Origin of the sequence: Rossellomorea pakistanensis, from assembly GCF_016908495.1 — a bacterium.
Taxonomy (GTDB): Bacteria; Bacillota; Bacilli; order Bacillales; family Bacillaceae_B; genus Rossellomorea; species Rossellomorea pakistanensis.
In genome coordinates this window covers 1-24,014 of sequence record NZ_JAFBDZ010000005.1, presented here as the reverse complement: position 1 = coordinate 24,014, position 24,014 = coordinate 1, and the positions used below count along the sequence as shown (strand labels likewise).

Below are 24,014 nucleotides of genomic sequence, written 5' to 3'. Positions count from 1 at the left end.
TTTACATTTTATTAAAGCTCTGTATCAAACTAATTAATTTCTACTTGCTCAACTCGCAAAGCTCTTCTCAAAATTTTACCTGTACTGTTTTTAGGTAATTCCTTCATAAATTCTACTTTTTTTGGCCTCTTGTATTTTGCAAGCTTGTCCTGGCAGAAATGCAAGATGTCATCCATCGTTATAGATTCATTGGTGGAAACAACGAAAGCCTTTACGATCTCTCCGTATTCTTTATCCGGAATTCCGATTACGGCTGTCTCCACAATTGCGGGATGTTGATATAATACTTCTTCCACTTCTCTTGGATAGACGTTATACCCGCCAACGAGAATCATATCTTTTTTTCGGTCAACGATATAGATGTACCCTTCTTCATCCATTCGGGCCAAATCACCTGTATAAAACCAACCGTCTTTCAAAGCATCAAATGTTGCTTCAGGCATTCCTAAATACCCCATCATTACATTAGGACCTTTTACAATTAATTCTCCGATTTCTCCTCTTGGAACTTCTATTCCATTCGAATCTACCACTTTGTTCTTTACATCTGGAAGATCAATACCAACTGAACCGGGTCTGCGTGTTCCCCGTAATGGATTGAAGGCTGTCACGGGGGCTGTTTCAGAAAGACCATATCCCTCCAAAATGGGGACGTTAAACTTCTCTTCGAATCTTTGGAGTAGTTCAACTGGAATCGAAGCACCTCCTGAAAAACAGGCACGTATTGAGGAAAAATCTTCTGCCTCCGCTTCTGGCACCTGTAACATATAGCTAAACATAGTCGGAACTCCGGCTAACAAGGTAGCTTTCTCTCTTCTAATTGTGTTAAACACCTCGGCAGGGCTAAATTTCGGAACCATTACAATGGTTGCCCCGCAAGTAATAGGAACGTTGATGCAAACCGAGATACAAAACACATGGAAAACTGGAAGAACAGCAATCATGCGATCTTCTTCCGTGACCTCTCCAAGCAGCGAGATGGCCGCAGCATTAGACGCCATATTTCGATGGGATAGCATGGCGCCTTTTGGTTTCCCAGTTGTACCGGAAGTATAGAGAATAACTGCCAATTCATCCTCATCGACGAAAGCGCTTTCGAAATTATCTTCAGTTTTTTGTATAAGACGTTCCCATGTCCATTCAGACTTAATGGAATCTGTATAGATAACCATTTTCAAATGTTCTAGTTTCTCTCTTAATGGTAATATTGTGGCTTCTAAAGAAGCATGAGTAATCACGGCTCTCGCTTGGCTATTTGATAAGATATAAGAAATTTCTCCTGTTGTGTAGACAGGATTAATCGGAACAACCACTGCACCTGCCCTGAGGATCCCGTAGTAAGCAGTTATAAACTCCGGACAATTACCAAGCACTAAAGCGATTTTATCCCCCTTCCTGATACCTGCGGAAGATAACCCGGATGCAACACAATCTACCATTCTATCTAGTTCTGCATACGTTATACTTTGATTCAGAAATGTATAAGCGGTATTACTTGGAAACTTTGCTGCACTTTGCTTTAAATTTTCATTCAAATTCAAACTGAATATCTTCCATTCCTCCTTTTAATTTTTTGAAAATTAAAAATTGCTTGAATTCATTATATATATAATTTACACTTAAATAAATTTACTATTAATGATGAATACATAACTTACACTTCTATATTAAAAGGAGAAACCTATGCATATCGAACAATTGGAATACATTGTAAAGGTTGCAGAAACTAAATCGATTTCTCTAGCTGCACTAGAATTGCATGTTTCTCAATCCGGAATCAGCCAATCTATTACGAAATTAGAAGAGGAGTTGGGCGTTAAACTATTTAAACGCTATCGAAGGCTTGGAGCTATTCCAACAGATGAAGGCAAAACATTAATTAAAAAGGCATATGAGGTATTAATAAGACTTCAAGAATTTAAGGAAGTGGCACAATCTTTTAACACGATTGTTTCCGGAAATTTAAAACTATCCTCTATCCCCGGCTTTATGCTGTTACTGTTAGAACCTTTATCTTCTTTTAAAAACGCTTATCCAAATGTGAATATAGAAATCTCAGAAAAAGGCACTCAGCATATAATTGAGCTTGTTGAAAATAATCAAATTGATATTGGCCTAATCACGATTTACGAAGATTTATTTAAAAAAAGAGAAGATTTACTATTTGAAGTAATACTTGAAGGAAAAATGAAGGTGTATGTTGGTAAATCGTCTCCTTTAGCGTCACATAAATCAATAACTCCTGAACAATTGATGATTCAAAACATTATTTTATATAATGGTGATTATGTGAAAAGGTTTGCCAATAATTTAATTAGTAAATTTGGACACATGAATATTTTATTTACCTCGGATAATACAGAAGTAATAAAAAACGCGATTATTGAGGGAATTGGAATTAGCTTCGGGCCTGACTTTTCTTTAAAAAATGATCCTTTTGTTTTAAGTGGCGAAATAGTCCCTATAGAAATAAAAGGGTACGAACAAGTAAATATCGGTTTAGGTTGGGTACGTTCAGAAACTAATCATTTTTCCATAAACACAAAGAAATTTTTAGAACATTTTAAATTCCATTCTCGAATGCTCTGACTCATTAACCTTATACTAAAAAAGTGAAAATGAACTAAAAGCTTAAATTAACAACTTAAGGCATCAAATATCCTTCACCGCGCTACCGTACTCGAGAACCGTCCCGCGCTGCTTTAACGCGGTGCATAAGAAAAACCGCGTTAGGGACGCGGTTGGTTAGTGGGTTATTTGTTTTCTGCCTTTTTTTGATCCACTCGATCTAGTACTAGTTGATAGGTGTCATTTCCGTAGTTCAGGCAGCGTTTTACTCTGGAAATCGTTGCAGTACTTGCACCTGTTTCTGTTTCAATTTTATGATAGGTTTTCCCTTCTTGAAGCATACGAGCAACTTCTAAACGTTGAGCTAATGATTGAATTTCATTGATGGTACATAAATCATCGAAGAATCGATAGCATTCTTCTAAGTCTTTTAAAGACAAGACCGCTTTAAATAGCTGATCCAGCTCTTTCCCTCTCAGTTTATCAATTTGCATAATGTCTACTCCTTTTTAAATCAGATCTATTATTGAATTTCCTTTGATATTGAACCTTCTAAACCAGGGTTGCTCGGAATGATATTAATCCATGTTTTCCCAGGTACAAGCGGTACCTGTTCACCGTCTAAATATGGAAGCAGCTTTCCATCGTCATTTTTCCATTCGACTTCTATAAGCTTGCCCTTTTGTAATAAATAGGCGTTTCCACCTGACAGTAAATCAATTTCTCTTCTCCCTGAGTTATCAATTACCTTGTGAGGTGTTTCTATGATCAAAACATTATCTAACTTTACGGGTGTCTTTGAGTCATAATCGACGGTTTTTTTATCGGCTGAAAATCGTTCGTATTTGTCCTTATCTTTATTATACTCATAAATAACATTGAATGATGGATTATTGTCATAGGATACCATTATAGACGACACTTCCTCGCCATCCATTGATCGCCCATCTTCACTAAAGGTCAATGATGCTGGCGGTGTGTCCATATCATAACCATTCTTATCAGCGCCTTTTACTATCGCATCTGAACTAATATAGGAATTATGTGGCGGTTTTCGGAAATCAGCTCGTTTAAATAGTGTTCCATCGTATTGCATTCCATTTAGATGATCGATGGTTCCGGACGTTAACATTTCTTTGGCTTCAGGACTATAGCCATGGGCAATAAACAAGCTGTTATATCCTTTGGCAAGATCAACATAATAATCGCGTGCACTACGTACGGGTCCTACCATTTTGGGCATTTCACTTTGAAAGATAGCTAAGAACCTTGTGACATCGCCTTCAGCTAATAATTCATAAACAATATCAGCTTTATGAAGCCCAGACTGTGGTCGTGCCTTAGGATGGTTATTGACCACAACAGCCACAGAACGTGATGTTGCCGCTTCTTCCGCTTCCATTCCAGTTAAAGGGAATGGATGTGCATTTTCCACTTCATTTTCTTTTTCCTCTTCAGTAACCGGTGCTGTTACATCTTTCGTTGGTTCCGCTTTTTCTTCTTTTCCGCAGCCTATCAAGGTAAAAGCAACTAGAGAAAGCATCACAGCTTTTTTTAACATGTAATCCAAACACCCCTATTTAAGAATCCCTTCTTCACTTTACCATTTTAACGCATTATTGACGGAAAGAGTACCGTTTTCTTCATTACGTCATACATTCCTTGCTGAGTAATCCGTATATACGGTAAATGGGTCGACTGTAAAAATAATAACGTATAGATAGGATCATTAAATTGATATCCTCTTTCGAAAAGTAATTTTTTCAATTGTTTTTCTTCTTGAATAACAGCCTTCATATCTTTATTGGACATAAGACCTGCGACAGGAAGTTCGATTTCATGAAGGACTTGCTCGTTCTCACTAAGAACAATTCCTCCTCCAAGTTCTTTCATTCGGTTAAACGCGTGCAGCATTTCTTGTTTACTCTTTCCTATCACAATTATATCGCCAGTATTTGAAAAAGATGACGCAAAACCTTGTACTTCTGTTGAAACCCCCTTCAACATCGTACTGATTCTCCACTTCCCATGCTTATCCGCAAGCATTAAGAAATTCTCGTCATATCCTTCCTGTAACTCATCACCTGAAGCATCTATATTCACAGAGTAAGGCTTTGTAATCACATCATTGACCATTTCAATCCCAAAAGGCATGGAGAACTGAAGATCGTCCATTGTAAGGTCCCATTTCAAATCTAATGAAGGCATTCCAAACTTACTCCAATCAGGTTGAGCAGGAAACGCTGTCGCGGCTTCTTCTTTCTTTAACCATTTCCCTTTTGAAATAACGGAAACCGGTGTAGGTTGGTCCTTTTCCCTTAAAAAGTTAATGTTTGCAATACGTCCAGTAGCAATGACTCCATGCAAATCCGTCATGTTATAGTAACGTGCTACATTATAACTTGCCATTAGATAAGCATCAATTAATGGTATTCCCTCTTCGATCGCTATTGATATCAGCCGGTCCAGTACACCCTCTTCATAAAACTCTGGTGTCGATCCATCCGTCGTGTACATCATTAAATCAAATTGATCGATTCCCTGCTCCTGAATTCCTTTAATCAATTGCGGCAAGTCAGGACGGATCGACGAATGTCTCAATGTCGTTGTCAACCCTTGTAAAAGTCTCTTGTAGACATCCTCACCCGTCATGGCCTCGTGGTCTCCATCAATTCCGAGTAGATTCAGTTTTGCTAGTGTTTTTTCAGATGCACCAGGAAGATGCCCTTCAATGACCTTATTCAAACGCTTTGCTTCCTGAATCCAATGAAGCAGCATATCGTCACCCTCGAGCAATTTTGGCCATGCTGTAAGTTCTCCGCCTTGTACGACAGCATCGTGCTCAAGCCATGACTTTACTTCCCCATGGGAAAACGTTACTTCCTCATCTTGCATCTCTGTCTGCGAATCAAACCGTGTCCACCAGTACATCGTAACAGGCAATTTTCTTAAGCTTTCCAATAAAGAAAACGCTTTCTTTTTTCTTAATTCTAAAAACAACATCAGGTTATCATTGATAAATGTTGTTGTTCCTGTTTGAGATGCATATTCTGCAAACGAATGGGGATTATAAAGCTGAAACGGGTGGACGTGGGGTTCAATATAACCTGGAACCAAATAGTAGTCACTACAGTCGACGATTTCACAAGAACCTAAAGACTTTGGAAGCTTTTCACCCACATAGACAATGCGATCCTCGTAAATCCAAATATGTCCGGTCACCCATTTTTTAAAAATGGAATGTAAATAGTTTGCGTTTTTTAACACCATCGTAGGTGATAATTTGCCGTTTAATACTTCTACGTGTTCGCGTAACTGTTTGTTTTTCCAGCGATAGCGTTGTTCCAATACGGACACTCCTCTAGAAAAAATATGTTTTTTTATTGTTTATCTATGTTAACATATTTTACTATTTAGCGCATTAAAGTTTTACAAACATTATGTAAATTTTTTGTAAGGAGGAAACACGATGAAAGGTACATCTAATATTGGAATAATCAATGCGTTAATCCGCATTACAATAGGGTTGACAGTCCTTTCGTGGTCGACAGCTAAATTGGTAAGAAAACCATGGAGAGATTCTTACTTACTGATGGCTTTGGTTGGAGCTATGAAAGTAGGTGAAGGAATCTTAAAGTATTGCCCTATTACGGAATTATTTGAAAAAGGGCAGGGTTCTTCTCCAGACTTAAAAAATATGCTCAATTTAGGGACGATGTTTAAGGGGAAAAAACAAAATAATGGCAGCAACACGTCCAATGATTTCACAAATAAAACAGTAAAAAAACCTGATATCTCCACAAGTGATGAACAACATATGGAAAACATCGAGAATATGATCGATCAAAGTCTTCCGGACCACAATAAAAATCAATCCAATGATCAGGGAGACCTTCCTTACAACCCATCCTAAATTTAATAAGGCTGTCCCAAAAACAAGCCCTTTTTTGGGACAGTCCCCATTTTCAATAACTAGGAGTTGATAAAAATATGTTTTGGGAATACATTACAGATATGTCCTATGTTTTACTTTCTCTCATAGGAGGTATCATTGCCATTGCCTATGTCTATTTTAGAAAGTCTAAGAAGAGGCGTGTTCGATAGCTCTTTTTCCTATATCTTTTCTAAAAAAGAGTCCTTCCACCGAAAGTTTATCCAATTCATTATATACTTCTGTTTGCGCCTCTAATAAGTTTTGCTTTCTAGCAGCAACTAATAGGACTCTACCGCCATTGGATAAGAGCTGCCCCTCTTTTTCCACTGTCCCAGCATGATAAACTAAAGAAGAATCATCAAGCTTCTCAAGACCTTTAATCGCAATATTTTTAGCGTAAGCTTCTGGATATCCTTCCGCTGCAAGGACTATCCCAATAACATGATCATCATGCCATTCAAGGGCACATTCTTCACCTCTTGCGATATTCCAAAAGATTCTTCCTATGTCCGTTTTCAGTCTAGGTAATACCACTTGTGTCTCAGGGTCGCCAAACCTGGCATTGAATTCAATTACTTTCGGTCCTTTATTTGTTAAAATTAATCCAGCATAAAGGACACCAGTAAACGAACGATCTTCTTCTACCATTGCTTTAGCTGTAGGCTTTAAAATTTCTGCTACTGCTTGCTTAATGACTTCATTGGAAATATGCGGTACTGGAGAATACGCTCCCATTCCACCTGTATTAGGGCCTTTATCCCCGTCAAAAGCTCGTTTATGATCTTGGGCAATAACCATTGGGTAAACGGTCTCCCCATGAACAAACGCCATTAAAGAGAACTCTTCTCCCTCTAAAAATTCTTCAATGACCACTTTTGTGGATGCATCACCAAATTTTTTGTCTAAAAGCATGTCTTCAGCTGCATTGATCGCTTCCTGGGCAGTAGTGGCAACGACCACTCCTTTTCCAGCCGCAAGCCCATCCGCTTTAATGACTATAGGCGCTCCTATTTTTTCGATATATTCCTTCGCTTTAGAAAACTCCGTAAATGTATCATAATTAGCCGTCGGAATGTGATATTTCTTCATTAATTCTTTTGCAAACGATTTACTTCCCTCAATGATGGCCGCTTCTTTTCTCGGACCAAAGATCACGAGCCCTTCCGCTTCAAATGCATTAACGATTCCATCTAATAATGGCTGTTCAGGACCAACCACCGTTAAATCAATCTTCTCCTTTTTAGCAAACGAAATTAACTCCTCAATTTGCGTTTCAGAGATTGCAACGAGTTCAGCATCCATAGCAATACCGGCATTCCCTGGTGCACAGTACACCTTTTCAACACTTTGAGCTTCCTTCAAAGAATGACAGATCGCATGTTCTCTTCCGCCACGTCCGATTACTAAAACTTTCATCTTATCACTCCTATAAAATAAGGCCATCCCACATCATGAGACAGCCCTTATTATTAATGTTTAAAATGTCTTACACCTGTAAGAACCATAGTAATTCCATACTCATCCGCTTTTTTAATGGAATCTTCATCACGGATTGAGCCACCTGGTTGAATAATTGCGGTTACTCCAGCCTTTGCCGCTGCTTCTACGGTATCATCCATAGGGAAGAATGCGTCAGAAGCCATGGCAGATCCTACTGCTTTTTCACCAGCCTGCTCCAAGGCAATCTTCGCCGCTCCGACACGATTCATTTGCCCAGCACCTACACCAATCGTCATTTCTTTATTTGTTAACACAATAGCATTGGACTTCACGTGCTTAACCACTTTCCAGCCAAGCTTCATGGCCGCCCATTCTTCTTCCGTTGGTTCGCGTTTTGTTGCGACACGAACATCCGCATTATCAAGTGTGAACACGTCATCTTCTTGAACAAGAAGTCCACCTTCAACACTTGTAAGCTTCTTCTCTGTTTTCTTTGCCGATTCAAAAGGAATCGTTAATAAACGGATATTCTTTTTACTCGTTAAGATCTCCAGTGCTTCTTCTGTAAAAGCAGGAGCAATAATAATTTCTAAAAAGATTTCATGAAGCATGTTTGCCGTTTCTTTATCAACCACTCGGTTTAGGGCAACAATCCCGCCAAAGATGGAAGTAGAATCTGCTTCATAAGCTTTTTGAAAAGCAGCTTCAATCGTTTCACCGACACCAACACCACATGGATTCATATGCTTCACAGCAACAGCAGCGGGTTCAGAGAATTCCTTTACAATTTGTAATGCTGCATTGGCATCATTGATATTGTTGTACGATAATTCTTTTCCATGAAGCTGACGCGCCATGCTTATGGAAAACTCAGAGCCAAGAGGCTGACGATAGAAGGCCGCTTTTTGATGAGGGTTTTCACCATAGCGCAATGTTTGTTTTAACTCATAAGTGAACGTCATTCTTTCCGGTTCTTCTTCACCAGATACTTCTGTTACATATTCAGCAATATGGGCATCGTATGCAGCTGTATGACGGAAAACCTTAGCCGCTAATTTACGACGATTCTCTATGGAAACTTCTCCAGCTTCTTTTAACTGAGTTAAGACACCGTCATAATCTAATGCATCGACAACCACTGTTACATATTGATGATTTTTTGCAGCCGCACGAAGCATTGTCGGTCCGCCGATATCAATATTCTCGATCGCTTCTTCTACCGTAACATTCGGCTTAGCAATCGTCTGTTGGAACGGATATAAATTGACACAAACGAGATCGATAGGAGTAATATTTTGTTCCTCTAATTGAGCCTTATGGGCCTCATTATCATGTTTGGCAAGTAGTCCGCCATGAATGGAAGGGTGCAGGGTTTTGACTCTTCCTTCTAAAATCTCTGGAAATCCTGTAATATCGTCTACGCCAATGACGTTAATTCCGTTTTCATGGAGAACGTTTTTCGTTCCACCAGTGGATAGGATTTCATATCCGATTTCTTCTAGCGCTCGTGCAAATTCAACTACACCACTTTTGTCTGATACACTGATGAGAGCTCTCTTTTTCATTCCGTCTTCCTCCTAAACTAGAATTCTGTTATAAAGAGGTGGTTTAATGTTTCTGCATAAAGCTGATGCTCCACCACATGAATTTTCTCTTGAAGTGATTGCTTTGTTTCATTTGGGTAAACCTCTACTGGAGCCTGAGCAATAATTGGACCTGTGTCCATTCCCTCATCGACATAGTGAACGGTTACACCTGTTATTCTCACACCGTATTCCAAGGCTTGACCAATGGCATCCTTACCAGGAAAAGCAGGGAGAAGAGAGGGGTGAATATTCACGATTCTTTTTGAGAATGGCTGTAGTAAAGTAGGACCGATCAGTCTCATATATCCAGCTAAGACGATAAACTCTATTCCCCTTTTCTCTAGTTGAGCGATGATCTCTGTCTCAAATTCCATTTTGGAGTTGTAATCCTTAGCCCGAAAAACAAAAGTAGGGATTCCTGCCGCTTGTGCTCTCTGAATAACAAACGCATCAGGCTGATCACAGACAAGAAGCTCAACAGTCGCTTGAAGACTACCTTTTTGAGTAGCATCGATAAGGGCTTGAAAGTTACTTCCGCTTCCAGATGAAAAAATGGCTATTCGTTTCATATTTTCCTCCGTCCCTTTCTAAAGACTGCCTTCAAAATGTACTCCCTCTTCATTTATAACGTCACCAATGATATAGGCTTCTTCTCCCAATTCTTTTAAAAGTCCTATAATAGCGTCTGCCTCGTTTTCGTTGACGGCTAAGACCATTCCAATTCCGTTATTGAAAATGTTAAACATTTCCTCCCAAGGAATTTCACCCTTTTGCTGAAGAACATGAAAGATTGGTAAAACCGGCCAGCTTCCAAGCGAAATCTTTGCACCAAGCCCTTCAGGGAGCATTCTTGGAATGTTCTCAATAAAACCTCCACCTGTAATATGGGCCATTCCATTTATGGAGTGCTTTTTTAACACAGACAATACTTGCTTCACATAGATTCTTGTTGGAGTAAGTAAAGCTTCTCCAACAGTAGTACCAACTTCTGGTAAAACAGAATCTAATTCAAAATCATTCTTTTCAAAAAATACTTTTCTTACTAAAGAGTAACCATTACTGTGTATACCACTAGAAGGGAGCCCAATTAACTTATTTCCTGCAGTAATTTTGTCTCCTGTAATGATATCCTTCTTTTCAACCGCACCAACAACAAATCCAGCAAGGTCATACTCTTCTTCATCATACATTCCAGGCATTTCTGCTGTTTCTCCGCCAATTAAACTGCAGCCAGAATCGACACAGCCATCCGCAATTCCCTTCACAATGCTTTCCATTTTCTCAGGAACAGCTTTTCCACATGCGATATAATCAAGGAAATAAAGGGGCTCGGCTCCCTGTGCCACGATGTCATTGACACACATTGCAACACAATCAATTCCGATTGAATCATGCTGATCCATCATAAAGGCAAGCTTTAGCTTTGTTCCAACACCATCTGTCCCAGAAACAAGAACTGGTTCTTTAAGGTTCAAAGCCGATAAATCAAACATTCCCCCAAAGCTGCCAAATGGACCAAGCACCCCAAGGCGACCTGTTCGTTCGACATGCTTCTTCATTCTATTGACGGATTCATATCCCGCTTCTATATCAACGCCTGCTTGACGATAGGCATTTGCCATTGTAAATCCCCCTTAACGTACGAGCTCTTTTTCATAAGGATGTAACGTATCTGGATAAATCTCTGTCGGATATTTCCCTGTAAAGCATGCTAAACACTGTCCGCGGTTTTCCGATGGATCTTTGCGTCCAACAGCTTCAAGAGTTCCTTCTACACTTAAAAAGGTCAAGGAGTCCGCCCCGATGATTTCTCTCATCTCTTCTACTGAGTGGGAAGAAGCGATAAGCTCTTCATGTGTTGACGTGTCGATTCCATAAAAGCATGGGTTCTTAATAGGAGGTGAACTGATACAAACATGAACCTCTTTCGCCCCCGCCGCTTTTAGCATGGATACGATACGTCTACTCGTTGTTCCTCTCACAATCGAATCATCTACCATCACAACTCGTTTACCTTCCACTACACCTCTTACAGGTGAGAGCTTCATTTTAACCCCTTGTTCTCTTAGTTCTTGAGAAGGTTGAATAAACGTACGTCCCACATAACGGTTTTTAATTAATCCGAGCTCATATGGAATACCAGAAGCCTCTGCATACCCAATCGCACTAGAAATACTTGAATCTGGTACACCTGTTACGACATCCGCTTCAATTGGAGCTTCTTTTGCAAGCTGAACACCCATTCTTTTTCTCGCAGAATGAACATTGATGCCTTGGATGTTGCTGTCTGGACGAGAGAAATAGACATATTCCATTGTGCACATGGAACATCCGCTAGACACCGTAAAGCGTTCAGACTTTAATCCTTCATCAGAGATCATGATCAATTCACCCGGCTCAACATCACGAACAAATTCCGCTCCGATAATATCAAACGCACATGTTTCAGAAGCCACGCAATAGGCGTCTCCAAGCTTTCCGATAGAAAGTGGTCTAAGCCCATTAGGATCTAGGGCAATCATCATTTCCGTCTCAGTCATGATTAAAAAGGCATAGGCCCCTTTTAACATTGTCAGTGCATTCTTCACTCGATCCTTGAATGAAGTATAACCACTTCGTTTAATAAGATGGGCAAGAACCTCTGTATCTGAACTAGTTTGAAAGATGCTTCCTTGTTGTTCAAGCTGGTGCTTTAACGCGTTCGCATTGACTAAATTCCCGTTATGGGCAAGTGCAAGACCCCCACTTTGAGAGTGGAAGAGGAGAGGCTGAACATTGTCATACCCTCCGCCTCCAGCTGTTGCATACCGTACATGACCAATAGCGCCATTCCCCTGTAAAGGATCCAATGACCCTTCTTGAAAAACCTCCGTTACTAGACCTTCTCCCTTTAATCCCTTTAAGTTATCCCCATCTGTTACAACAATACCCGTTCCTTCTTGACCTCTATGCTGCAAACTGTGAAGACCATAATACGTAATTTGTGCAGCATCTGGATGTCCCCATATTCCAAAAACTCCACACTCTTCGTTTAAGCCTTTGATTTCAGCAAGCATGGGATAGCTCCTTTCCACGCTGATTCTAGTTGATTCGTATCTGTTGTTAAAAGAACTTCTTCGTTTTGATCTGTTATCGTCAGCTTAGAATCTGAAGTTACATAACCAATATGACGTGCATCCTGCATGATCGCTTCAAAGCTTTCTTTATTCTCTGGTTTTACAGAGACAATAAAGCGTGATTGTGTTTCATCGAACATTTCTGCCACCAAGTTTTCACCTGATAGCTGTACAGCCGCTCCAAGCTCTTTTGTTCCAAAAGTGGACTCAGCAAGTGCTACAGTTAATCCTCCTTCTGCTAAATCATGAGCAGAAGCTACAAGTCCTTTTTGAATCGCTGTTAATAATGATTTCTGTCTGTCTAACTCGACTGTTAAATCTATACTTGGAGATGTTCCAAAAATGTCTCCCATTAACATTTTTTGAAGCTCACTTCCACCGAATTCCCCTTTGGATTCACCAATGACATAGATGAGATCGCCTGCAGCTTTGAAGGCTTGTGTTGTAATATGGTCTAAGTCTTCAATCAACCCAACCATTCCAACAACAGGTGTAGGGTAAACCGCTGTTCCTTTTGATTCGTTATACAACGAAACATTTCCCCCAATAACTGGTGTTGATAGTTGACGACAAGCATCACTCATACCGTCTACCGCTTTTTCAATTTGCCAGAAGATTTCTGGTTTTTCAGGATTACCGAAGTTTAAGCAATCTGTAATCGCAAGTGGCTGTGCACCCGAACAAACGATGTTTCTTGCCGCTTCTGCAACGGCGATGCGTCCGCCAACTTCAGGATCTAAATATAAATAACGTGAGTTACAATCTGTTGTCATCGCCAATGCTTTTCTTGTACCTCTGACACGAACAACCGCCGCATCTGATCCAGGTGATACAACTGTACTTGTGCGAACCTGATGATCATACTGTCGATAAACCCACTCTTTACTTGCAATCGTTGGTTGTTGAAGTAAACGTAAGAGAGTTTCTTTATAATCCTTCACTTCAGGAAGATTAATTTCCGTTTGTTGGAACTTCTTAAAGTATTCAGGCTCTCTAGATGGCTTATGATAAACAGGAGCATCTTCAGCAAGTGAATCAACTGGTACATCTGCCACTACTTCACCGTTATGAAGAAGGCGAAGGTTTTTATCATCTGTTACATGTCCAATCGCTACAGCATCAAGATCGTATTTAGAGAATAAATCAACAATTTCTTGCTCTCTGCCTTTCTTAACGACAATCAGCATTCTTTCTTGTGATTCAGACAGCATCATTTCATATGCCGTCATTCCTATTTCACGCTGCGGTACTAGATCAAGATTCATTTCAATTCCTGAACCGGCTTTACTTGCCATTTCAGCTGAAGAACTTGTAAGTCCTGCTGCCCCCATATCTTGAATTCCTACAAGAGCATCTGATTGAATAAGTTCAAGACACGCTTCGATTAGCAGCTTCTCCATAAACGGATCTCCAACCTGAACTGCTGGGCGCTTCTCATCTGAATCTTCTCCAAGCTCTTCCGATGCAAAAGTCGCTCCGTGAATGCCATCACGACCCGTTTTCGCTCCTACATACATTACAGTATTTCCAACGCCATGTGCTTGACCTTTCTTAATATCCTTGTGATCAATAAGTCCGACACACATAGCATTTACTAGTGGATTTCCTTCATAAGAAGCATCAAACTGGACTTCGCCTCCGACTGTTGGAATTCCGATACAGTTCCCATAGCCAGCAATCCCTGCTACTACTTCTTTAAATAGATACTTTACGCGTTCAGTCTCTAGCTCTCCAAAACGTAATGAGTTAAGGAGTGCAATCGGTCTTGCTCCCATCGAGAATACATCTCTGATAATGCCTCCAACACCTGTCGCTGCACCTTGGTAAGGCTCGATAGCAGATGGGTGATTATGACTTTCAATTTTGAATACTACTGCTTGCTCATCGCCGATATCGACAATTCCTGCACCTTCACCTGGTCCTTGCAGAACCTTCTCACCTGTAATCGGGAACTTTTTCAGAACCGGCTTAGAGTTTTTATAACTGCAGTGTTCTGACCACATTACAGAAAATAATCCTGTTTCTGTATAGTTCGGAGTTCTTCCAAGAATTTTTTCAACCGTCGCAAATTCTTCATCCGTCAATCCCATTTGCTGATACAATTTCTCTTCTTTGATCTGAGTTGTATTTGGTTCAAGCATTAACGACATGTGATTCCCTCCAATTCTTCACAATCGACTGGAATAATTTTTTCCCATCTGAACTACCGAGTAAATCTTCCATTGCACGCTCAGGGTGAGGCATCATTCCAAGTACATTTCCTTTAGTATTCATGATTCCTGCAATATCGCTTACACTTCCGTTAGGGTTTTTCCCACTATAAGTGAAGACGATTTGACCGTTCTCTTGTAAACCTTTTAATGTTTCTTCGTCACAGTAGTAGTTTCCTTCACCGTGAGCGATAGGGATTTGAATGACTTCATCTTTTTCATATTGACTCGTAAACAATGTTTTATTGTTCTCAACCTTTAGAGGCACTGTTTCACATATAAAGGACAATGACTCGTTTCTTCTCATTGCACCTGGAAGTAAACCTACTTCTAGTAAAATCTGAAATCCGTTACAAACTCCAAGTACTGGCTTTCCTTGTTCTGCTGCTTTAACAACCTCTGACATCACGTTAGAAAATTGAGCAATCGCTCCTGATCTCAAATAATCTCCATATGAGAATCCGCCTGGTAGAAGAATTCCATCAAACTCTTCTAGATTATCAGCATCGTGCCAAACGTATTCAACTTCTTCACCCAGTTCATCCTTAATCGCATGGTACATATCAATATCACAGTTTGATCCTGGAAATACGATTACAGCGAATTTCATTTTGTGACACTCTCCTCTATTTCGTAAGTGTAATCTTCAATTACTGGATTTGCTAGTAAGCGGTGGCACATTTCTTTCACTGTTTCCTCAACACTTTTATCTGTTGGAGCAATCATAAGCTCCATGTATTTTCCGATACGCACATCTTCAACCTCTGGAAAATTCATGCTGTTTAATGATTGTTTTACCGCTTTTCCTTGTGGATCTAGTACACTCTCTCTTAATGTGATATAAACTTTAACTTTATACATGCTGGGGTCCTCCTAATTTTGTAAGAATAATAGAATATACATCTGTTAAACTACCTAAGTCTCGTCTGAAAACATCCTTATCAAGCTTTTGTCCTGTCTCTTTATCCCATAAGCGACAGGTGTCTGGTGAGATCTCATCAGCAAGCAAGATCTTCCCATCAACGTCCTTCCCGAACTCAAGCTTAAAATCGACTAACTGTATGCCAACTTCATTGAATAATTCTTGTAAAATGGTATTTACCTTTAAGCCCATTTCCTTTAGAGTTTTCAATTCTTCTACACTCGCAAGCTCTAATTGTTCAATATGATCGACTGTTAGAAGCGGGTCACCAAGATCATCGTCTTTGTAGTAAAACTCGACAATCGGACTCTTTAAAGGCGTTCCTTCTTCCCATCCAATTCTTTTGGCTAAACTTCCAGCCGCAATGTTTCGGACAACGACTTCTAGAGGAATAATTTCTACACGTTTGACCAGTTGCTCATAATCTGAAACTTGTTTAATAAAATGACTTTCGATCCCTTTTTCTTTTAAAGAAGTGAAGAGTAAGCTTGTAATCAGGTTATTTAATCTTCCTTTTCCTTCAATCGTTTCTTTCTTCTCTCCGTTGAAGGCGGTTGCGGAATCTTTATATTCTATCCAAACTGTAAACTCATCTGTTGTAGAGAAAATCTTCTTCGCTTTCCCCTCATAAAGTAGACCTCTTTTTTCCATGAAAAAGACCTCCAAGTTTTAATAATTAGCAATCTTCTGTCTATAATGAGATGAAAAAAGGGAAGGCTTGATGGCCATTCCCTATTTAATTAAAGGCTCTTTTCGTAACTTTGTTGCTTTTGATCAATGATAAACATCTTAAATCATACAATATCAGTGAAACACTAATTGCATTAACGAAAAGATGCCCCGAAACCTTATTCACTACGGGTTTCTATTCTTGTTCGAAAAGCAAAAATCTATGCGAAAACAACCTAATTAAGGTGATTAATCATTTAGACCGCAACGGTCAAAGATCGTATCTACATGCTTAAGGTGGTGATTGTAATCAAAGCAGTCATCAATTTCAGCTGGAGAAAGCTTAGAAGAAATCACTTCTTCCGCTTCAATCAATGGACGAAATGGAACCTGTTTCTCCCATGCTTCCATCGCTTTCGGCTGGACCGTGTCATATGCTTCTTCACGTGTCATCCCTTTATCGATCAGCGCAAGAAGAACACGTTGAGAGTAAATTAACCCTAATGAAGCATCCATGTTTCTCTTCATATTCTCTGGGAAGACCGTTAAGTTTTTCACAATGTTGCTAAAGCGATTTAACATGTAGTTCAAAGCGATCGTTGCGTCTGGTAAGATCACTCTTTCTGCAGAAGAATGAGAGATATCTCGCTCATGCCATAGAGGTACATTCTCATAAGCAGTCATCATATAACCGCGGATGACTCTTGCCATCCCTGTCATATTCTCAGAGCCGATCGGATTACGCTTATGCGGCATTGCCGATGATCCTTTTTGACCCTTAGCGAAGAATTCCTCAACTTCACGCGTCTCACTTTTTTGTAACCCGCGGATTTCAACGGACATTTTTTCAATCGATGTTGCAATTAATGCAAGCGTACCCATGTAGTGTGCATGACGATCTCTTTGCAGGGTTTGTGTTGATACAGGTGCCGGCTGGATGCCCAGCTTTTCACACACATAGCTTTCAACAAATGGATCGATATTTGCATAGGTTCCAACAGCTCCTGAAATCTTCCCGAACTCGACTCCCTTTGAAGCTTGTTTGAATCTTTCAAGATTACGCTTCATTTCTTCATACCAAAGGGCAAGCTTAAGACCAAAAGTTGTTGGTTCTGCATGGACCCCATGCGTTCTACCCATCATCACCGTATGCTTATGGGCTTTCGCTTTTTCTTTTAAGATGTCAATGAAATTCTCTAAGTCTTTTAAGATAATGGAATTCGCTTGCTTTAACAGGTAAGACAGCGCTGTATCGACTACATCTGTAGAAGTTAGGCCATAGTGTACCCATTTTCTTTCTTCCCCTAAAGTTTCAGAGACTGCACGCGTAAAAGCAACGACATCGTGGCGTGTATCTTGTTCGATTTCTAAAATGCGGTTCACATCAAAGCTTGCCTTTTCTCTAATTTTAGCCACATCTTCTTTTGGAATATCCCCAAGCTCCGCCCAGGCTTCGCAAGCTAAAATCTCTACTTCAAGCCATGCTTGAAAGCGATTTTCTTCTGTCCATATTGCTCCCATTTCCGGGCGTGTATAACGTTCAATCATTTTACGTTTCCTCCGATCTTTTCTTGAGCATTCCAAATCCCTGCTTCATTCACTTCAGAAAGTGTTTGTTCGATATCCTCTGTTAGAATGGTTACATGCCCCATCTTTCTTTTTTCTTTCGGAGCTTCTTTGCCATATAGATGAATCGACCAATCTGGACGTGTAGGGATTTGCTTCTTTAATTCTTCGAGATGCTCTCCCAATAAATTGACCATAACAGCTGGTTTATTAAGGTTTGTACTTTTCAACGGCCAATTACAAACGGCACGGATATGCTGTGCAAATTGTGAGGTTTCACAAGCTTCAATCGAATAATGACCTGAATTATGCGGACGTGGGGCAAGCTCATTCACAAAAACTTCGCCGTCATAGTCGAGAAACATTTCAATCGCCAATGTCCCGACTAAATCCAGTGTTTCGGAGACTCTCTGGGCTATATGAATAGCTTTTTCCTTTACTTCCTCACTTATTCTAGCCGGGACAATCGTTTGATGAAGAATATTGTCTCGATGAATATTTTCGCCGACAGGAAAATAGGTCATTTCGCCACTTGGATTTCTTGTAATAACCACCGATATTTCTTTGTCAAAGTTCATCCACTTTTCCAATACGCAGGGACCGTTTTGTAAAAGGGGTTCAGTACGATTGATATCCTCCCTGCTTTTCAAAACGATTTGACCTTTACCGTCATATCCTCCTCTTGCCGTCTTTAATACAGCAGGGAAACCAAGCTTTTCTATATTATCATAGATATCTTGTTTGTCGTTGATTACTGCATAAGGTGCCACAGAAACACCCGCATACACAAGTGCTTCCTTCTCTGTAATTCGATTCTGAGTAATTCTTATCAGCTCAGCCCCTTGTGGAACATAAGCTTTTTTTGTAAGCCATTTAAGTGCTTCATAATCTATATTTTCAAACTCGAATGTAATCACATCACATTTATCTGCTAAGCGTTCAAGTGCATCATAATTATCGTAATCCGCAGTAATTTCATAGTCTGCTACTTGTCCACATGGAGAATTAGGAGTCGGATCTAATACTCCGATTCGAAACCCTGCCTCTTTAGCAGAAAGGGCCATCATTCTACCTAATTGTCCTCCGCCAATGATTCCGATCATTTGTCCTGGATAGATTGTTTTAGTCAAGGTCATCACTGCTTTCTAATACTTTTTGTTTAAGTGCTTCCCTTCTTTGTTCCAAACGCTCTGCCAATTCTCCATTTTCAATGGAAAGAATTTGAGCTGCCAGTAATCCTGCATTTGTTGCACCAGCGTTTCCAATCGCCACTGTAGCAACCGGAACTCCTCCTGGCATTTGCACGATAGAGTAAAGTGAATCAATGCCATTAAGCGTTTTCGATTTAACGGGAACTCCAATAACTGGTAACGTTGTCTTCGCAGCGACCATTCCTGGTAAATGAGCTGCTCCCCCTGCTCCTGCAATAATGACTTTTATCCCTCGTTCACGAGCAGACTCAGCATAAGTAAACATATAATCAGGTGTACGATGTGCAGACACAACCTTCTTCTCATATGGCACTTCTAACTCCTCAAGCACCTCACATGCTAACTTCATCGTATCCCAATCTGACGTACTTCCCATAATCACACCAATCACAGCTAATCCCCCAAACTATGGTGCCTGGCACCACCCGAATTTTGTCGAATAAAAAAACCCCCAGCCAAACTGTCTCTCCTAAGAGAAAGCAGTTAGGCTGGGGATCGTTTTCAAGGCGTGTCAGCCTCTTTATAGAGAGACTCTGCCCTTATCTCCACAGTCCGCTACTTTCCCTCATAGTCCTGCCATTTGTTGGTGACAGGGTAGAAACTTATGGGCCATATTCCCAAGATTATATGAGGGTGTATCCTTGTTACCTTTATCTTAACAAGCGTCTGCGGAAACGTCAACGAAAAATCGAACATTCAATAAATGTCAGAAAATTATTGTTCGTATTTTAATCCGTTTTCTTCCCCTCGAAGACAATTTTCTGTCCTGCAGGGACAATTTCCGATTTACCTTTTACCTTTTCTTCTTTAAACACTGGTTTTTCCATTCTTCTAACAGGCCTAAATCCTTCATCATTCATTCTTTCCAAACATCCTTCAATCGTTTCATTTTCTCCTACTTCAAACATCTTCTTTTTGCTCATTAACCTTCAACTTCCCTTTACGCATTTTTCGCACTGACTTTACCCAGAAACCTCCATGAATGGCCTTAGGCTCATAGGCAATCATAAACGCCTTAGGATCTAGTTCCTTAATCGTTTGATATAGCTTCATTTCATATTTTCTCGGAGTCAGGATCTGCATCGCCATCCGATCCCCTTCAAGGCCGTTAGCAGCCCAATTTGTTACTCCATATCCCTTTGATCTTAACTCATGAGGCAAATTGCGATCATATTCCTTTGTAATCACATTAACCGTTATATAACCAAGAGCAAGCTTCTCTTCAATTTTCATCCCAGCAATAACACCAAGACCGTAACCAACAGCATAGGCCACTAAATTCTGAATTTCATTTAGATTATCTAAAACAAGCCCTAACCCCACCACATAAATCACCACTTCAATCATACTGACAAATGCGGCAACATATCGATACCCTTTCAAAGTCAGAATCATTCTAATCGTAAAAAAGGAAACATAAACAATATTGATTATGAGAATAATAGCGACCATCATATAGCTGTTTTCTAACAAAAGCTTGTTCCCCCTCTATACCTAATAATATCATGCTCAAATTAAGTATTTATTTTACTAGAAAATCCTTAATTTGCGAACCAGTAAACAACATAATTCTTTCTAAAAATTCACAGGTAATTATTTGAAGGTAAAGGGAAAATTTTAATCAAGAATAATCTTTCCTTTATTTAGATAAACTAAACCGACTAAATATTAGGAGTGAACATCAGTGAACGTAAATCGTGTAAAACAAATCCTATCTTCATCAGCTGACATCGAAGTCAAATATAACAACAGTTCTGTATGGATTGATCAACTAAACGAAGACGGAAAAACAGCGACTGTCCATCTAAGAGGTCCCCTTGAGGAAAGGACCATTGTTAATATTGAGAGTCTTGTGGAGGAGTAATAATAAAAAAGCTTGGGGAATTTCCTAAGTAGTTCCGTCTTCGTGGAGAAACATAGTAGTTAGCATATGAATTAGCGTACCAATTAGCACAGTAATTGGTATGCTTTTTTTCGTTGGTACGTCAATATTTTTACAGAGAAATTATAGTCATCGTGTGAATTTGTGTACTAATTCCCTTGTCTTTTGTTGTATCAATTCTCGCAATTTTAAGAAAAATCAAGGATGAGTATCATTTTATTGTAAAATATAATTAAAGATTTTGAATATTATTCAATTCAACTAACGAGACAGGTTAATGGAATAAACAAATAATTGAAACTTAGCATTTTTTAACCGTCTAACTTATTGACATCATGATATCGAATCGATTATCAAAAAATGAATTGACTTTAAGCGAAAACTAGAAATGAGATGATGAATTCTGCTTAACTTTGACCGATTAAAAATAATAACAGATATGCAAGATTGGAAAAAAGCATATAACGAGGAAATTGAGAAGCTCGATCTCCTTTATCAAGAAGAAGAGCGTTTGTACTATGAGATGTATACAGGAAACAAACAATCTAGTAGAATCGATGAAATTACAAAGATTAAACATATGTTAATGACAGACGAAGAACTTATTGAAACATTATTATCATGGAGAAATACTCTTATCAACAATAAAGTTTGGAAAAGGCGACTAGATGTATTCTTATTTAAAATGAAACAAGAAGAACTAGATAGTCATCCAGAGGTTGTAAAGATACAGCAAAGATTACAATCAAATTTAATGGATAGCAAATTTACATTAAACGGAAAAGAATTTAATCTTGGGACTGTTCATTCCAATATTATGGAAAATCCAGACAGAGTGCTTCGGAAGCAGCTTTTATTAGAATCAAAGAAAATCGGTAAAGAAAATGAAGATTTATTTCGAAAGCTAATCCAAAAAAGAAACAAATTAGCCAAAAATCAAGGTTATAGTAACTACTATCATTTTAGATGTAGTCTCAAGGAAATTAACATGAATACATACATTAAAGAAATGGAAAAATTACTAGAACAAACAGAAGAAACCTCAGACTATTGGGATAATAGAATAGTAGAAAAGTTTGGTTGGGAAAAGATACATCTTTATGATCAATATTTTTCAACGTTTCATTTTAATACTATTCAAAGCAATGCATTTACAGCCAATCGGTTGAAAGAGGTGTTAAACGATATAGTTAATAGTATAGGATTTCCTACTGACCAACTACCTGTAAGGATTGAGAGTTTAGAAATACCTTATGGCGGCTTCTGCATAAATATCAACCCTAACGATCTTCGATTAGTAGTGAATAAACGAGATTCATATTCGGTGTTTTTATCGGGTATTCATGAGATGGGGCATGTACTTGATGGTCATTTCAGTTCTTATCAATATCCAGAGCTTTATCGTTTCTATTCAAGCATAGCAGCCGAAGCAATTGCAGAGTTATTTCAAACAATAATAACAGACCGAGAATTCCTGAAAAATAACTTTGACATTCAAGATGATGTTTATTCTCAAATTAGAGAAATCAATCATTTAACAGATATAAAAATGTTAAAAATGAATTATTATTACAGCATAGTGGAATTTGAATTATATAAAAATCCAGAGCGTTCATTTCAAGAAATCGCAAATGAGTACTATCCTCGAGTATTTGGGTGCGATGGAGAAACGTTCCACCCTGCAAGTGAGATGTTTTACATTGAAAACCCAGCATTTTTCCAAGATTATAATTATGCTTATGCTATTCGAGACATGATTCGGGAGAAGTTCGCAGTAACAAGCCTCTATAAAAAAACAGATTTATTTCAAGAACTCATTAAAAAGTTTATTAGACCAAATCAGTTATACTCTTGGGATCAACGTGTAGAGAGGCTTTGCGGTGAACCTCATACTTTTGCATACTTGGCAAAAAAATTGGCGAAGGTGGAATTTTAAATAAATATTAAAAGAATGCAAATTAAAAAGCTTGAGCTTTTTAATTTTGCCTCAAGCTTTTTTGTGTGCTTACTACATTGTTATCATGTTGATAATTCATATGGTATTTTACCTGTGAATTTGGATTTTCTCCACGTTATCGGAACTACTTAGGAATTTCACCAGGTTTTTTAATATTATATTTTGATTTTTAACTTTAACACATATGAATGAGTGGTTAAGAATATCGCAGCATTTTCTTTAGTTCGAAATTCTGCCTTTTATCTAGGCATATTATGTCGCTTTATGTCGAGGAATCGATAGAAGGGGGAAAGTTGAAAATAAACTGTCTTCACTACTCAAACTCACAGTCAATAATTAATCATCTGGGCACATTTTTAAAAACCCCCCCTTTTCAATCCGTAAAACAGATTGAAAATAAGGACTTTTCGATAAAAACCGTTCATTTTTACGTAATATTTTCAGATTTTATCTAGTTACTCCACACAGGTCTTCTTTCGCTCGCGTACTCTCCGTAGAATGGAGCTACTCTATGGATTCATTTAAATCACAAAAAAGAGTAACTTTTTCGGGCTACTCTTTTCCAATTTGCCTGGCGATGTCCTACTCTCACAGGGGCCCCCCAACTACCATTGGCGCTGGCTGCGGCTTCCGATGAGCTTCGGATCTCTTCGTCCGCTTCTCTCTTTCAGATCCTCGTGGGGTTACCCCACTCCGGTCTTCTTTCGTTCGCGTCCTCGACCTCCTCGCTCCTCGAAACCCTCGCTCTGCCTTAGATGGGGCTGCTGCTCCTGCAAAACACTTTGAACACCCTTGCGGGTTTATATTTTCAAAATACAAAAAAAGAGTAACCTTTTCGGGCTACTCTTTTTCTTATTGGCCTGGCGATGTCCTACTCTCACAGGGGGAATCCCCCAACTACCATTGGCGCTGAAGAGCTTAACTTCCGTGTTCGGCATGGGAACGGGTGTGAC

General features: G+C 39.2%; 23 protein-coding genes, 1 rRNA gene and 1 riboswitch. Of the genes, 5 read left to right on the top strand and 19 right to left on the bottom strand.

The genetic code is table 11. The features are described from left to right. Positions 1-29: 29 nt before the first annotated feature. The gene (locus JOC86_RS20160; protein WP_205174758.1) at positions 30-1,541 is read right to left on the bottom strand and encodes a long-chain-fatty-acid--CoA ligase; all 1,512 of its coding nucleotides are present in this window, start codon (positions 1,539-1,541) and stop codon (positions 30-32) included. Between the two features lie 142 nt (positions 1,542-1,683). Here JOC86_RS20160 and JOC86_RS20155 point away from each other — a divergent pair, with 142 nt between their 5' ends. Beyond that, complete coding sequence (locus tag JOC86_RS20155; RefSeq protein WP_205174757.1) at positions 1,684-2,589, top strand: LysR family transcriptional regulator; 906 nt, start codon at positions 1,684-1,686, stop codon at positions 2,587-2,589. Between the two features lie 164 nt (positions 2,590-2,753). Here the strand turns inward: JOC86_RS20155 and JOC86_RS20150 are convergent, their stop codons facing one another. Genes JOC86_RS20150 through JOC86_RS20140 form a run of 3 tightly spaced genes read right to left on the bottom strand, consistent with a single transcriptional unit; the run spans position 2,754 to position 5,925 of the window. After that, the gene (locus JOC86_RS20150) at positions 2,754-3,062 is read right to left on the bottom strand and encodes a YerC/YecD family TrpR-related protein (RefSeq protein ID WP_205174756.1); all 309 of its coding nucleotides are present in this window, start codon (positions 3,060-3,062) and stop codon (positions 2,754-2,756) included. Between the two features lie 29 nt (positions 3,063-3,091). Further along, complete coding sequence (locus JOC86_RS20145; protein WP_205174755.1) at positions 3,092-4,129, bottom strand: DUF3048 domain-containing protein; 1,038 nt, start codon at positions 4,127-4,129, stop codon at positions 3,092-3,094. A gap of 47 nt (positions 4,130-4,176) precedes the next feature. Then, entirely contained in the window at positions 4,177-5,925 is a 1,749-nt protein-coding gene (locus tag JOC86_RS20140) for an adenine deaminase C-terminal domain-containing protein (protein ID WP_338021799.1), read from the bottom strand. Positions 5,926-6,037: 112 nt separating this feature from the next. Between JOC86_RS20140 and JOC86_RS20135 the strand changes: the two genes are divergently transcribed. Together JOC86_RS20135 and JOC86_RS25220 are read left to right on the top strand one after the other, a co-directional pair. Further along, positions 6,038-6,481 (top strand): YgaP family membrane protein, encoded by a 444-nt coding sequence (locus tag JOC86_RS20135; RefSeq protein ID WP_205174754.1) that lies wholly within the window; start codon positions 6,038-6,040, stop codon positions 6,479-6,481. Between the two features lie 77 nt (positions 6,482-6,558). Beyond that, positions 6,559-6,672: an EYxxD motif small membrane protein gene (locus JOC86_RS25220; RefSeq protein WP_338021798.1), complete on the top strand. Its 114-nt coding sequence runs from the start codon at positions 6,559-6,561 to the stop codon at positions 6,670-6,672. Here JOC86_RS25220 and purD read toward each other — a convergent pair. The 14 genes from purD to JOC86_RS20065 form a co-directional block, all read right to left on the bottom strand. Continuing rightward, positions 6,650-7,918: a phosphoribosylamine--glycine ligase gene (gene purD, locus JOC86_RS20130; protein ID WP_205174753.1), complete on the bottom strand. Its 1,269-nt coding sequence runs from the start codon at positions 7,916-7,918 to the stop codon at positions 6,650-6,652. The genes JOC86_RS25220 and purD overlap by 23 nt on opposite strands. A 53-nt stretch (positions 7,919-7,971) precedes the next feature. After that, positions 7,972-9,507: a bifunctional phosphoribosylaminoimidazolecarboxamide formyltransferase/IMP cyclohydrolase gene (gene purH / locus JOC86_RS20125; protein WP_205174752.1), complete on the bottom strand. Its 1,536-nt coding sequence runs from the start codon at positions 9,505-9,507 to the stop codon at positions 7,972-7,974. A gap of 17 nt (positions 9,508-9,524) precedes the next feature. Beyond that, a complete protein-coding gene (gene purN, locus JOC86_RS20120) occupies positions 9,525-10,097 on the bottom strand; it encodes a phosphoribosylglycinamide formyltransferase (RefSeq protein WP_205174751.1) in 573 nt (190 codons plus the stop codon). 18 nt (positions 10,098-10,115) lie between these two features. Beyond that, positions 10,116-11,150, bottom strand: a complete 1,035-nt coding sequence (purM, locus tag JOC86_RS20115) for a phosphoribosylformylglycinamidine cyclo-ligase (protein ID WP_205174750.1) — start codon at positions 11,148-11,150, stop codon at positions 10,116-10,118. 12 nt (positions 11,151-11,162) lie between these two features. Then, positions 11,163-12,584 carry an amidophosphoribosyltransferase gene (gene purF, locus JOC86_RS20110; protein ID WP_205174749.1) on the bottom strand — a complete coding sequence of 474 codons (1,422 nt, stop codon included), beginning with the start codon at positions 12,582-12,584 and terminating at the stop codon, positions 11,163-11,165. Next, positions 12,560-14,794 carry a phosphoribosylformylglycinamidine synthase subunit PurL gene (gene purL / locus JOC86_RS20105; protein WP_205174748.1) on the bottom strand — a complete coding sequence of 745 codons (2,235 nt, stop codon included), beginning with the start codon at positions 14,792-14,794 and terminating at the stop codon, positions 12,560-12,562. The genes purF and purL overlap by 25 nt, the downstream gene beginning before the upstream one ends. Further along, positions 14,778-15,464 (bottom strand): phosphoribosylformylglycinamidine synthase subunit PurQ, encoded by a 687-nt coding sequence (purQ, locus tag JOC86_RS20100; protein ID WP_205174747.1) that lies wholly within the window; start codon positions 15,462-15,464, stop codon positions 14,778-14,780. Before purQ ends, purL begins: the two co-directional genes overlap by 17 nt. Then, positions 15,461-15,715, bottom strand: a complete 255-nt coding sequence (gene purS, locus JOC86_RS20095; protein ID WP_205174746.1) for a phosphoribosylformylglycinamidine synthase subunit PurS — start codon at positions 15,713-15,715, stop codon at positions 15,461-15,463. The genes purQ and purS overlap by 4 nt, the downstream gene beginning before the upstream one ends. Beyond that, positions 15,708-16,427, bottom strand: a complete 720-nt coding sequence (purC, locus tag JOC86_RS20090; protein WP_205174745.1) for a phosphoribosylaminoimidazolesuccinocarboxamide synthase — start codon at positions 16,425-16,427, stop codon at positions 15,708-15,710. The genes purS and purC overlap by 8 nt, the downstream gene beginning before the upstream one ends. 267 nt (positions 16,428-16,694) lie before the next feature. Continuing rightward, positions 16,695-17,993: an adenylosuccinate lyase gene (purB, locus tag JOC86_RS20085; protein ID WP_205174744.1), complete on the bottom strand. Its 1,299-nt coding sequence runs from the start codon at positions 17,991-17,993 to the stop codon at positions 16,695-16,697. After that, complete coding sequence (purK, locus tag JOC86_RS20080) at positions 17,990-19,147, bottom strand: 5-(carboxyamino)imidazole ribonucleotide synthase (protein ID WP_205174743.1); 1,158 nt, start codon at positions 19,145-19,147, stop codon at positions 17,990-17,992. The genes purB and purK overlap by 4 nt, the downstream gene beginning before the upstream one ends. Beyond that, positions 19,134-19,598, bottom strand: coding sequence for a 5-(carboxyamino)imidazole ribonucleotide mutase (purE, locus tag JOC86_RS20075; protein WP_205174973.1), 465 nt, complete (start codon positions 19,596-19,598; stop codon positions 19,134-19,136). The genes purK and purE overlap by 14 nt, the downstream gene beginning before the upstream one ends. Positions 19,599-19,770: 172 nt before the next feature. Continuing rightward, positions 19,771-19,873: riboswitch (purine riboswitch) on the bottom strand. A gap of 77 nt (positions 19,874-19,950) precedes the next feature. Beyond that, the gene (locus JOC86_RS20070) at positions 19,951-20,145 is read right to left on the bottom strand and encodes an NETI motif-containing protein (RefSeq protein ID WP_205174742.1); all 195 of its coding nucleotides are present in this window, start codon (positions 20,143-20,145) and stop codon (positions 19,951-19,953) included. Beyond that, positions 20,123-20,695, bottom strand: a complete 573-nt coding sequence (locus JOC86_RS20065) for a DUF2179 domain-containing protein (RefSeq protein WP_472925695.1) — start codon at positions 20,693-20,695, stop codon at positions 20,123-20,125. Before JOC86_RS20065 ends, JOC86_RS20070 begins: the two co-directional genes overlap by 23 nt. Before the next feature lie 211 nt (positions 20,696-20,906). Here JOC86_RS20065 and JOC86_RS20060 point away from each other — a divergent pair, with 211 nt between their 5' ends. Together JOC86_RS20060 and JOC86_RS20055 are read left to right on the top strand one after the other, a co-directional pair. Next, positions 20,907-21,086, top strand: coding sequence for a small, acid-soluble spore protein, H family (locus tag JOC86_RS20060; RefSeq protein WP_205174741.1), 180 nt, complete (start codon positions 20,907-20,909; stop codon positions 21,084-21,086). 457 nt (positions 21,087-21,543) lie between these two features. Beyond that, entirely contained in the window at positions 21,544-23,040 is a 1,497-nt protein-coding gene (locus JOC86_RS20055; protein WP_205174740.1) for a gluzincin family metallopeptidase, read from the top strand. Between the two features lie 879 nt (positions 23,041-23,919). Here JOC86_RS20055 and rrf read toward each other — a convergent pair. After that, a 5S ribosomal RNA gene (gene rrf / locus JOC86_RS20050) occupies positions 23,920-24,014 on the bottom strand; the annotation flags it as partial.

Excerpts from the sequence above, each read along its gene's own strand:
- JOC86_RS20155 (WP_205174757.1), top strand. The coding sequence starts at position 1,684 with ATGCATATCGAACAATTGGAATACATTGTAAAGGTTGCAGAAACTAAA.
- JOC86_RS20150 (WP_205174756.1), bottom strand. The coding sequence starts at position 3,062 with ATGCAAATTGATAAACTGAGAGGGAAAGAGCTGGATCAGCTATTTAAA.
- JOC86_RS20145 (WP_205174755.1), bottom strand. The coding sequence starts at position 4,129 with ATGTTAAAAAAAGCTGTGATGCTTTCTCTAGTTGCTTTTACCTTGATA.
- JOC86_RS20135 (WP_205174754.1), top strand. The coding sequence starts at position 6,038 with ATGAAAGGTACATCTAATATTGGAATAATCAATGCGTTAATCCGCATT.
- JOC86_RS25220 (WP_338021798.1), top strand. The coding sequence starts at position 6,559 with ATGTTTTGGGAATACATTACAGATATGTCCTATGTTTTACTTTCTCTC.
- purD (WP_205174753.1), bottom strand. The coding sequence starts at position 7,918 with ATGAAAGTTTTAGTAATCGGACGTGGCGGAAGAGAACATGCGATCTGT.
- purH (WP_205174752.1), bottom strand. The coding sequence starts at position 9,507 with ATGAAAAAGAGAGCTCTCATCAGTGTATCAGACAAAAGTGGTGTAGTT.
- purN (WP_205174751.1), bottom strand. The coding sequence starts at position 10,097 with ATGAAACGAATAGCCATTTTTTCATCTGGAAGCGGAAGTAACTTTCAA.
- purM (WP_205174750.1), bottom strand. The coding sequence starts at position 11,150 with ATGGCAAATGCCTATCGTCAAGCAGGCGTTGATATAGAAGCGGGATAT.
- purF (WP_205174749.1), bottom strand. The coding sequence starts at position 12,584 with ATGCTTGCTGAAATCAAAGGCTTAAACGAAGAGTGTGGAGTTTTTGGA.
- purL (WP_205174748.1), bottom strand. The coding sequence starts at position 14,794 with ATGTCGTTAATGCTTGAACCAAATACAACTCAGATCAAAGAAGAGAAA.
- purQ (WP_205174747.1), bottom strand. The coding sequence starts at position 15,464 with ATGAAATTCGCTGTAATCGTATTTCCAGGATCAAACTGTGATATTGAT.
- purS (WP_205174746.1), bottom strand. The coding sequence starts at position 15,715 with ATGTATAAAGTTAAAGTTTATATCACATTAAGAGAGAGTGTACTAGAT.
- purC (WP_205174745.1), bottom strand. The coding sequence starts at position 16,427 with ATGGAAAAAAGAGGTCTACTTTATGAGGGGAAAGCGAAGAAGATTTTC.
- purB (WP_205174744.1), bottom strand. The coding sequence starts at position 17,993 with ATGATTGAACGTTATACACGCCCGGAAATGGGAGCAATATGGACAGAA.
- purK (WP_205174743.1), bottom strand. The coding sequence starts at position 19,147 with ATGACCTTGACTAAAACAATCTATCCAGGACAAATGATCGGAATCATT.
- purE (WP_205174973.1), bottom strand. The coding sequence starts at position 19,598 with ATGGGAAGTACGTCAGATTGGGATACGATGAAGTTAGCATGTGAGGTG.
- JOC86_RS20070 (WP_205174742.1), bottom strand. The coding sequence starts at position 20,145 with ATGAGCAAAAAGAAGATGTTTGAAGTAGGAGAAAATGAAACGATTGAA.
- JOC86_RS20055 (WP_205174740.1), top strand. The coding sequence starts at position 21,544 with ATGCAAGATTGGAAAAAAGCATATAACGAGGAAATTGAGAAGCTCGAT.